8 protein-coding genes are annotated in these 5,995 nt (G+C 53.6%); 6 read left to right on the forward strand and 2 right to left on the reverse strand.

Annotated elements, in window-relative coordinates; all coding sequences use genetic code 11:
- Positions 1 to 149: 50S ribosomal protein L33 (gene rpmG, locus K5905_RS25440; RefSeq protein ID WP_297589377.1), on the forward strand; the 149-nt coding region annotated here is incomplete at its 5' end.
- Between the two features lie 509 nt (positions 150 to 658).
- Here the strand turns inward: rpmG and K5905_RS25445 are convergent.
- Positions 659 to 1,030, reverse strand: coding sequence for a response regulator (locus K5905_RS25445; protein WP_297589380.1), 372 nt, complete (start codon positions 1,028 to 1,030; stop codon positions 659 to 661).
- A gap of 138 nt (positions 1,031 to 1,168) precedes the next feature.
- Between K5905_RS25445 and K5905_RS25450 the strand changes: the two genes are divergently transcribed.
- From K5905_RS25450 to K5905_RS25460, 3 genes are read left to right on the forward strand one after another with little or no spacing between them, the layout of a single operon-like run.
- Positions 1,169 to 1,468, forward strand: a complete 300-nt coding sequence (locus tag K5905_RS25450) for a DUF3572 domain-containing protein (protein ID WP_297589360.1) — start codon at positions 1,169 to 1,171, stop codon at positions 1,466 to 1,468.
- Positions 1,461 to 2,123 carry a hypothetical protein gene (locus K5905_RS25455; protein ID WP_297589363.1) on the forward strand — a complete coding sequence of 221 codons (663 nt, stop codon included), beginning with the start codon at positions 1,461 to 1,463 and terminating at the stop codon, positions 2,121 to 2,123. Before K5905_RS25450 ends, K5905_RS25455 begins: the two co-directional genes overlap by 8 nt.
- A 37-nt stretch (positions 2,124 to 2,160) precedes the next feature.
- Entirely contained in the window at positions 2,161 to 3,465 is a 1,305-nt protein-coding gene (locus K5905_RS25460; protein ID WP_297589365.1) for a DNA polymerase IV, read from the forward strand.
- A 14-nt stretch (positions 3,466 to 3,479) separates the two neighbouring features.
- On the opposite strand, the gene K5905_RS25465 is transcribed toward K5905_RS25460, so the two are convergent.
- Positions 3,480 to 4,370 carry a cell envelope integrity EipB family protein gene (locus K5905_RS25465; RefSeq protein WP_297589368.1) on the reverse strand — a complete coding sequence of 297 codons (891 nt, stop codon included), beginning with the start codon at positions 4,368 to 4,370 and terminating at the stop codon, positions 3,480 to 3,482.
- Positions 4,371 to 4,679: 309 nt separating this feature from the next.
- Between K5905_RS25465 and K5905_RS25470 the strand changes: the two genes are divergently transcribed.
- Both K5905_RS25470 and K5905_RS25475 read left to right on the forward strand, forming a co-directional pair.
- Entirely contained in the window at positions 4,680 to 5,126 is a 447-nt protein-coding gene (locus K5905_RS25470; RefSeq protein ID WP_297589371.1) for a RidA family protein, read from the forward strand.
- 62 nt (positions 5,127 to 5,188) lie between these two features.
- The gene (locus tag K5905_RS25475; protein ID WP_297589374.1) at positions 5,189 to 5,953 is read left to right on the forward strand and encodes a glycerophosphodiester phosphodiesterase family protein; all 765 of its coding nucleotides are present in this window, start codon (positions 5,189 to 5,191) and stop codon (positions 5,951 to 5,953) included.
- Positions 5,954 to 5,995: the final 42 nt, after the last annotated feature.

Consider the following 5,995-nt stretch of genomic DNA (forward strand, 5'->3'; position numbering starts at 1 on the left):
TTAAAATCAAGCTCCTCTCCACGGCGGACACCGGTTTCTTCTATGTCACCAAGAAGAACTCCCGCACCATGACCGAGAAAATGGTCAAGCGGAAATACGACCCGGTTGCCAAAAAGCACGTCGAGTTCAAGGAAGCCAAGATCAAGTAATCTTGCTGACCTTATAAAACAGCAAAAACCCGCCGTATTCGGCGGGTTTTTTGTTGTTTCGCTCACATTTCCCTATCGGCGGTCAACGCTTAGAACGTGCGGAATTTTGCGGAAAATTGTGGTCGGCGGGAACACGGCATTCGAGGAGGCCACTCATCGGCCGGTTCCCTGCCGACCTGCCCCACGGACCCAGGAGATGCGGCGGACCTGAGCACTCCGAGGGGAAACTTTCTTGCCTATCCTTCGTTAGGACACATACACCTCACTCATGAGGGGATCAGGAATTACCCTAATCAGCGGTCACCCTACCCTATTGTAACCCGATTGCAATATATTCCAAAAAATATGCACAGAAACACCGAAATTTTAGTAAATCTGTAACCTTAATATGAACTAGAAGCTCTGAACTCGCAACTTGTTTCGTAATCAAGGCTTCGTGTCGACATCTTGCGATTGCACTAGATCTTGCCTTAATCTTTAGCTGGCGCAGTTCTTCAATCGATTGGTAATCAGGCTTCGCCGAGATAAGCCCGGACCGTTTCCAGGAACTTCGCAACCGAAATCGGCTTGGAGATATAGGCCTCACATCCGCCTTGACGAATACGTTCCTCATCGCCCTTCATGGCAAACGCTGTGACCGCGATGACCGGTATCGAAGCGATTTCCTCATCTTCCTTGATCCACTTTGTCACTTCCAGTCCCGAAACTTCAGGAAGCTGAATGTCCATGAGGATCAAATCCGGGTGATGCTCGCGCGCAAGCTGCAAGGCCTCTATTCCCGTACGGGTTTGCAAGGTGTTATAACCGTGTGCTTCGAGCAGATCATGGAACAACTTCATGTTCAGCTCGTTGTCTTCTACAATCAACACGGATTTTGCCATAATGTCCGGCCCTTCACCCGGCATTCTGCCGGTTCCATCTTCCCTAGCGCACGTATTGTTGTCGGCGGTTGAACCCCTCCCCGGCGCGCGTTGAATTTGTTCTAACCCGGAATCGTTTCAGAAAGGCAAAAAAACACAATGAAAAATATGCAGGGAAAGTCATTATCCGTTGAAGAAGCTCAAGGAATTGCTACAGAAGCCCTTCTGCAGCTCAGCCGGGAGCCAGAACAAATCGGCCGGTTTCTTGCATTTTCCGGTATCGGACCAGAAATGATTCGCACCGCGGCAGGTGAACCCGGATTTCTGGCGGGTGTGCTTGAATTCTACATGATGGACGAACCGCTGCTGCTTGCCTTTTGTGAAAACGCGGGTATCCGGCCAACCATGATGGCGGCCGCGCGCTTCGCGCTTGCAGGAGGACTTGACGAGGATGCCTGAGCCAACACCCGTTCTACCGGAGGTTCTTGCACAGATCCGAAGCCTGCCAAGTTCCGACAGGCCACTGATCATATGCGATGTCGACGAAGTCATTTTGCATATGATCCTGCACCTGGAGGATTATCTTCATGCCCGCGACCTGATGTTCTTGAAATACGAATACAGACTGACGGGCAATATCGGCGGCAGGAAAGACGGAACGCTTGTTCCGGCAGATGAAGTTCGCAAACATCTCCTCATGTTTTTTGAGGAGATCTGTCATCGTCAAGAGATGGTGCCGGGGGCAAACTCGGCCTTGGAACACCTTGCACGGGACTGGGACATTGTCCTTCTGACAAATCTTCCGGGCGTTCACAACAAACCCATTCGCGAGCAGTTGTTGTCAGGCCTGGGTATCCCCTTTCCTGTCGTCATCAATTCGGGTCCCAAAGGTGGAGCAGTTGCGGCCCTCGCCTCAGGACGAACGACACCGGTTGTCTTCATAGATGACAGTCCGGGCAACCACGCGTCCGTGCAGGCTTCCTATCCCGCAGCCGTGCAGGTCCAGTTCATTGCAGATCCGCGCTTTCTCAAAACAACAGAGCAGACAGGTCACATTGATCTTCTGACCGGAGATTGGGACGAGACGGCACGCTTCATCGGCGCTATCCTCTAGTGCACATGCGTTCCTCCGAACCCAGTGACCAGTTGCCGTGACCCAGACACCTGTGCACCAAAAAGGCCTTTGCCGGGATTGTGGCGCCCGGACACCGGCAACGAAGAGCCGGTGCCCGGCTTGTGGCAGCCCACGCGTTGTCAGCCATCCGGAGCTCGACATGCTGGAGATCGCCCATATCGACTGCGACGCGTTTTACGCATCCATCGAAAAACGGGACAATCCGGAACTGCTGGATGTCCCGGTAATTGTCGGAGGAGGTCAGCGCGGCGTTGTTTCAACCTGCTGTTACATTGCGCGGATATACGGTGTCCGGTCCGCCATGCCGATGTTCAAGGCGCTTGAAGCCTGTCCGGACGCGGTCGTCGTCAGGCCGAACATGGAAAAGTATTCCAAGGTCGGCAAGGAGATCCGGGAACGCATGCGCGCGTTAACGCCACTGGTCGAACCGCTTTCCATTGACGAGGCTTTTCTGGATCTGACCGGGACCGAACGCCTTCATCAGGCAACGCCAGCGGAAACTCTCGGCAAATTTGTCCGCGATATCGAAACCGATATCGGCATTTCCGCATCCGTTGGCCTGGCACCCAACAAGTTTCTGGCAAAACTCGCGTCCGATCTTGAAAAACCGCGCGGATTTTCCGTGATTGGGGCGGCCGAGGCTAAAACGGTTCTGGCCGCGATGCCCGTCGGTCGCATCTGGGGCGTCGGCAAGGTATTTCAGGCAAAGTTGGAGAAGGACGGCATCCGAACCATTGGTCAGCTGCAAACGATGGAGGCAGCAGACCTTGCCCGCCGCTACGGATCGATTGGGTTGCGTCTGGCGCAGCTTTCCAACGGAGATGATACGCGCAACGTTATACCATCGCGCGGTGCAAAAAGCGTTTCAACGGAAACAACCTTCAGAACGGATATCTCAAGCTTCGAAACGCTTCGCCCGATTCTGCGGGATCTTTCAGAAAAAGTGTCTGCAAGACTGAAGAAGGCTGAAATAGCCGGGAGCGGTATCACCCTGAAGCTGAAGACTGCCGATTTCAAGACGATCACAAGGGCGCGGCATCTTTCCGATCCGACCCAGCTTGCCGACCGAATTTACGCAGCCGGAGAAGCGTTGCTTGAGATCGAGGCCGATGGCCGGCGCTTTCGGTTGATCGGTATCGGAGTGAGCGATCTGGAAACCGCCGACAGGGCCGATCCGCAAGACCTTGTCGACGTGTCAGCCGAACGACGCAAGAATGCCGAACTTGCGGTTGACAAACTCAGAAGCAAATTCGGCAATTCGGCAGTGGAGCTCGGCCTTACGCATGCGGCAAAAGCAGCAGCAGATTCAAAGAAATCCTGACACCATTGCCAACCTTAGGGCTTGGAGCAATCGTCTTCGTCATAAAGCTCAAGCGCAGCCATCTTGCCTTGAATCGTGAAGTCTCCGTAATCGAGTTTCAGGTGACCGCTGATGCCGTTCTGATAGAGCCAGAAAGACAACTGATAGACCGGCATGAGTTCGCCTGAAGCGGTCTCCTCGTCTGGATCGAAATAGGCCACCGTCACGGGCCAATAATTCATCCCCTCCAAGGGAGCATCAGGTGCTGCGTTTGCAACTTCTGCATCGTCTTGAACGGAATTGACAGCCTTGGCACCAATCACCGTCGTCGTGGAATAGACCTTTTCTCCAGTTTCTGCACCGTCATAGATGTCGGCTGCGACAAAGGGCACTCCCTCTTCAGCAGCTTGCATTATTGCGAGAAGATGTTCGGTGGGAAAAAGAACCTCGCGACCAATATCGAGCGATTTTTCAGACGGTTCCTTCAATTCGACGGTCCTGCGATCGGCGTCGAGCCGGGCAGTTCCTCGCGTTGCTTCGACCAATTCTCGATCTACGAAGGTTTTGGAAAGGAACTGATAGCTCTCCGCCTCCGGTTCCTCGAATGAGGTGGTCTGAAGATCGGTTATCTGCAGACCACCGTCAGCATTCTGGAATTCGGTTACAAATCGAAAATTTACACTGTAGCCCTCGCAGGCACTGCCGGAAAAATCATAAACCATTCGGCCATTCAGGCCCGCAATTCCGGACTGCTCGTCCGTTTCACCGAGCTTCATGTCGTAGACCGCCCGGTGCGGTACGAGTTTATGTCCTGCTGCAACGCCCACGGTTCCGGCAATCGCTGCGGCACCGGGAACCAGGCCAACTGCCCAGGCCAGCGCTGCTATGGAACCTGTCAAAGACAAGGGCTTGGAAATGCACAGCATCAAAAACCTCTTACTCGCTGGGGTGACAAATATGTCGTCCCCTCGCTTATCATTATGCGACTATATGCAGTTTTCGCCATAGCGAATAAACAACCTGCCTGTAATTCATCAGACAGCGAAGCTTACTACACAGAAAATTCCTGCAGGACCATGGGCAGATGCCCAATTCGCTGACTGTTACAGTTTCAAAACCCCTGAGCGGCCAAAAATTGCCTTGTCAGCTTTCATTATTTGCGCCAAGACACCCTCAAGACCCTTGCCTGTGCGTGCACGCGTTCAAAGCCCAATTCTCAAGTGCGGAGAAACCTAATGAGCACAACTATCGAAGCCCGTCTCAATGACCTGGGCATCACGTTGCCGGAAGCTGCCGCACCTGCGGCGAATTATGTCCCCTTGTTTGTTTCAGGCCAACTGCCAATGCAGGATGGCAAAATACAGATAACCGGAAAACTGGGTGGCGAGCTGGATATCGATGCGGGAAAGGCTGCAGCCAAGCTTTGCGCTATCAACCTTCTTGCACAGGCAAAGGCAGCCACGGGCAATCTTGAAAAGGTAAGCCGGCTCGTCAAAATTGTCGGCTTCGTGAACTCCACCGGCGACTTCGGCGACCAACCGCAGGTGATTAACGGCGCTTCCGACTTCCTGGTGGAAGCCATGGGCGACAAAGGGCGTCATGCCCGCTCCGCCGTCAGTGCGGCATCACTACCGTTCGGCGCTGCGGTTGAAATCGAAGCCATTTTTGAAATCGAAGATTAATTCCCTTGTTGCGGCACCTTGTTTCGGGGTGCCGCTACCTGTTTCTGACCCAAGTCCAATTCATGACCCCTGAGCTCCAATCCATTTTTTCCCGGCCGATTGCACATCGCGGCTTTCACGATGCCGATAACGGCGTCATCGAAAACACACCGACAGCCATTCAAAAGGCGATCGACAAGAATTTTGCTATCGAAGTCGACGTTCAAGAGACCAGCGACGGCGAGGCGCTCGTTTTTCACGACTACACACTCGATCGTCTGGCGGAAGGAATGGGCAAAGTCATCGAACACCCGTCGAAAGACCTCGTTCAAGTTCATATGAAAACGGGCACAGACAAGCTTTGGCTGCTCAAGGACTTGTTTGATCTGGTCGAGGGCAAGGTTCCGCTTGTCATCGAGATCAAGTCACTGATGCGCCGGGATGCCCAAGGAGACTTCGTTCGCCATGTCACCGATCAGGTTGCCTCGTACAAAGGCGCTGCCTGTATCAAAACCTTCGACCCGGACATGCTCTCCCATGCCAGGAACCACAATTCCTCCGTTCTAAGGGGAATTGTGGCTGATGGTGCAGAACCCGGACCAGATTACTCGCGCTATGGCCGTGTGGACCGGTTCATCCTGCGTCATATCCTTCACGCGCCACGCACCAGGCCCAATTTCATTTCATACGGTGTCAACGATTTGCCGAAAGCCGGCCCAAGCCTGATGCGGTCCTTTTTCAAGTTGCCGATCATGACGTGGACGGTTCGAACCCAGGAACAGCGCGCTAATGCCGACCGCTATGCTGACCAGATCGTCTTTGAAGGCTTTGACCCGGACAAAAAGTAGAACATCAGGTCAAGTGCACAGCGAATATGCTGAGCTGCTGCC

Origin of the sequence: Roseibium sp. (genome assembly GCF_025698965.1) — a bacterium.
Classification (GTDB): Bacteria; Pseudomonadota; Alphaproteobacteria; order Rhizobiales; family Stappiaceae; genus Roseibium.